At 36.5% G+C, this 3,543-nt stretch carries 5 protein-coding genes; 1 reads left to right on the top strand and 4 read right to left on the bottom strand.

All coding sequences use genetic code 11. The features are described 5' to 3' along the window. Positions 1-189: hypothetical protein (locus ACHFIY_RS19145; RefSeq protein WP_410847737.1), on the top strand; the 189-nt coding region annotated here is incomplete at its 5' end. Positions 190-200: 11 nt separating this feature from the next. Here the strand turns inward: ACHFIY_RS19145 and ACHFIY_RS19140 are convergent. The 4 genes from ACHFIY_RS19140 to ACHFIY_RS19125 all read right to left on the bottom strand — a co-directional run. After that, on the bottom strand, positions 201-1,013 hold the full coding sequence (locus ACHFIY_RS19140) for an SMI1/KNR4 family protein (protein ID WP_410847736.1): 813 nt from the start codon (positions 1,011-1,013) through the stop codon (positions 201-203). A 270-nt stretch (positions 1,014-1,283) separates the two neighbouring features. Continuing rightward, positions 1,284-1,688 carry a hypothetical protein gene (locus ACHFIY_RS19135; protein ID WP_410847735.1) on the bottom strand — a complete coding sequence of 135 codons (405 nt, stop codon included), beginning with the start codon at positions 1,686-1,688 and terminating at the stop codon, positions 1,284-1,286. Positions 1,689-1,827: 139 nt separating this feature from the next. After that, positions 1,828-2,478, bottom strand: a complete 651-nt coding sequence (locus ACHFIY_RS19130; protein WP_410847734.1) for a hypothetical protein — start codon at positions 2,476-2,478, stop codon at positions 1,828-1,830. Positions 2,479-3,313: 835 nt separating this feature from the next. Beyond that, the coding region (locus tag ACHFIY_RS19125) for a hypothetical protein (protein ID WP_410847733.1) at positions 3,314-3,543 on the bottom strand (230 nt) is incomplete at its 5' end.

Genomic DNA, 3,543 nt, shown 5'->3' with positions numbered 1-3,543 from the left:
CAAGGTATTGCCTGCAGGCAGGGGCATAGCGGTGGGTCAGCCCGGAACCGAAGCCCAATGATTGCAATATTGCTTAATGATCTTTCCCATAGCCAAATATATAACGTTACACTGGAGCTAAAGCCAAATAGCAAAGAAAAAGATGAAGTTTATTCCGTCACGCCCTGCTTGCGGCAATACCAATGTTAGCGGTTCGGGCTTCACTCAAAGTAAGTTTTTGCCTCCCTGATTTTAATGCCTTGTTTTGTCAAAATGTCAAACAACTTTTGTCTTTGCAAATCGTCGGAGACATTAATAAAAATAAAGTCGCTGGAAATTTCAGGATACCTTAATGACATCGGCAACATTTGCGATTTCAATTCTTCATATCTGTCATCACTTTCTCTGATAAATCCGCTTGGTACTATATTGGGGCTTATCCAAACCCAGCTATCACGGTATTTGCTTCTATAGATTGGATAACCGTAAGTAAAACTGTCAGGATCTTCAAATTTAATGTCCGCTATTCTTGAAATTTTCGACACTAACTCTTCAATTGTAAAATTTGTTTCAATGATAAATTCATTTTCTGTGTCAATTTCAAGTAATTTGAGATATTCTTGAAAGGTTTTTGCGATTGGTTTCTCGTAGTCGGATTCTGTGTCAATAAATGTAATTTCTGGCTGTGTGTTATTATGCCTGTAATCTAAACATAGATACCAATGTCCGTCACCGTCAAACGGAACAAGTCCAGAAAGTTCAAAACAAACAGCACCCTCATAGTCAGTCCAATCGTAGTCAGTTAAAGAAGGGAAAAATGAACCAATCCCATAAATTTGTTCATTTAATGTTTCAGGTAATGTAAAACGTATGTAGCCTCCATTTTGAATTTTTAAAATGTCAACATATTCTTTTGGCAGCTTATAGCCTATCTTTTTTTCAGCGTTGGCTATAATATCATCAGTCAAATTTGGTTGAACATAGGGCAAATATTTTGGTACTTGCCAAAGATTTTTTATATCACCTTCCTTCATATCGCTCTTATCATTAGTCTTTTAAAATGCGGGGTGTGTCTGCGCCTGACCGCTAACGAGCAGGTATTTGCTGATGTGGCTGAAAATAGCGCTGGGTCAGCCGATAACAAAAGCCAAATACCTGCTCTTAACGTTCAAATATATAACCTACTGCCCAATATTGTTGGGTCTGCCGGAACAAAAGTTTAAAGAAGGACAAAAAGCCGAGTGAGTTCCGTCAAGCCAGCCATATTGCAAATACGGATGTTGTGGGCAGTTATTCGTTTCAATTTAGTCAATTCTTTGTAAACTTTTTATTTGCCAATCTGTGTCTTTATTGTAGTAAATAAGTGTCACTTTATATGATTTGCCAATAAACTTACTTTTTACTTTGGAATCTTCGTCTAAACAGTTTGGGTATTCTGAATTAAAAATCTCTGTTGTAGCTTTTTTCCATAAACCTTCATTTTTTTCATCAAAACCAGATGAACCTGTTCTAGCACCATCAATAAAAGTATACACTTTTCCAGTGCTTTTATCTGTAAATTCAAGAGAACAGTATCTATTGCAGCAAACACTTTTCAATACAAGTGTCAAATTTTTAGTTTTAGTGCTACTTTTTTTCTGTGCTTGAATTGAAGTGACAGATACAAAAAAACATACAATGCAAAATAGGGTCTTTAAAATATTTTTCATTATTAAAAAATTTTCGTTGCCTACTCTTTCAAAATGCAGTTTTCGGCTTTCCTGGTGAGTTTTAGTAAAGTCTTACAAAATTGCTTTTTACGTTTAACTATGAATTATCGCTTTATGTCTTGAAGTAATTTATGATTGGTTATAAGTCGTTCAGTCGGTCGATTATTTTTATTTCACGATACAACATTCCATCATAAGAAGTCCAAGTTCCATAGCCACTCCTTCCAACATCACTAATATCAATGTCTATTGAGAAAACTCCATTTCTATTTGCTTGTGAAGGTTCTTTTAAAATCAATTTATAAATTGTGCTTGCAACATCTACAACATTGTCTGCTTGATGACTTGCTGCTTTGTGATTACTTGTCGTAAAGCTACCTTTGAAATTTGTTCTGCTTCCTCCGACTATTGAGTAACCTGCAACTTCTTTAGCTGGCAAGTCCACAGAAGTTATATAGATTTCAATTGGCTTTTGTCCTAATGCACCACAATACAAATCAATTAATGGATGATTACCATTTGGGGCATTAGAGCCATCACATTTAAGCGTAACTTTTGTCGCTCGTGTTAAAGAAACTTTTGCTTTAGGCAAATCTTCAATTTCACTTGGCTTATTTGTTGAAATGTTACTTGTAACGTGCTTTGAAGTATCTTTTTTGTTAAGTCCTAATTCCTTTTCTTTCAACTCAAGTTCTTTTTGTTTTAGTTCAAGTTCCTTCTCTTTATTTGAGTTTTCTTGGCAAGACAACAGTATTGTCAACCAAAGTAAAATTGAAATGTATTGTCTCATAAATTAATAATTTTTGCGAAAATTAGGGTAAGTTACAATTGCCCACAACGAGTCGGTATTTGGGATGTGGCTGAAAATAGCGCCGGGTCAGCCGACAACAAAAGCCAAATACCTGCTTCTAAAGCCCAAATATATAACCTACTGCCCAATATTGTTGGGTCTGCCGGAACAAAAGTTTAAAGAAGGGCTAAAAGCCGAGTTTGTTCCGTCCAGCCAGCCATATCGCAAATACGGATGTTAGCTGCTGCTTCCTTTCGCTTCTGTCCATCCGCTTTGGGTCTAGCTGTAACCAACGGCAGGAGCAAGCCAAAACGAGGACACTTGCGTATTTTTCACAATATCCATATTGTTGGTGTTTTTATTAAAATAGTTTCAGTTTTGCCGATTTTAGGTCTTTTTTCTTGTTTGTGTGTTTTTCAAAAATCGTCCTCTCCGTTGTAAACCATTGATTATCAACAATATCATCAAAATTTTGTGAGTGATTTGTGCTTATTTTATGCCTATTTTATGCCTATTTTGTGCGCATTTTATGCGTATTTTGTGCTTATAAAATGCATGTTTTATGGCCATAAAAGCAAATCTATATTTTTGGGCTTCAACTATTTTAATATTAGTAAAAAAAGAACTACAACGAAACTCTTGGCACATTAGTCATTGCATCAAGTGCGTATTCGTTACAAAGGTAAGTTTTTTATAAATTTCACACACTTGTTTTGTTTGTCGATTGCGTACTGCCCCCACCAAACTTTTCGACCTCTATTTTGCTGCCCGGGATTTCCCTTGTTGCTATAAACCGTGGTCATTTTATGGGTTAGGTCTTGTCCCGCGAGGTTTTTCAAACTCTATTTTGCTGTCTGGCATTCCCCTTTTTGCTGTGAACCGTGGTCATTTTGTGGTCTAGGGGTTGTCCCACGAGGTTTTCCAAAAAGCTGTTTTGCTGCCCGATTTCACACATTTTGCTGTGAACCATGGTCATTTTGTGGGTTAGGTCTTGTCTGCAAAACTTTCTGCGACTATCTTTTGTAATCAGTTTTTGCAAGTGTACGGTTCCACGGAAGTAGCCGC

Source organism: Parasediminibacterium schistidii, from assembly GCF_046546515.1.
Taxonomy (GTDB): Bacteria; Bacteroidota; Bacteroidia; order Chitinophagales; family Chitinophagaceae; genus Parasediminibacterium.
This window is presented reverse-complemented; position numbering and strand designations above follow the sequence as displayed.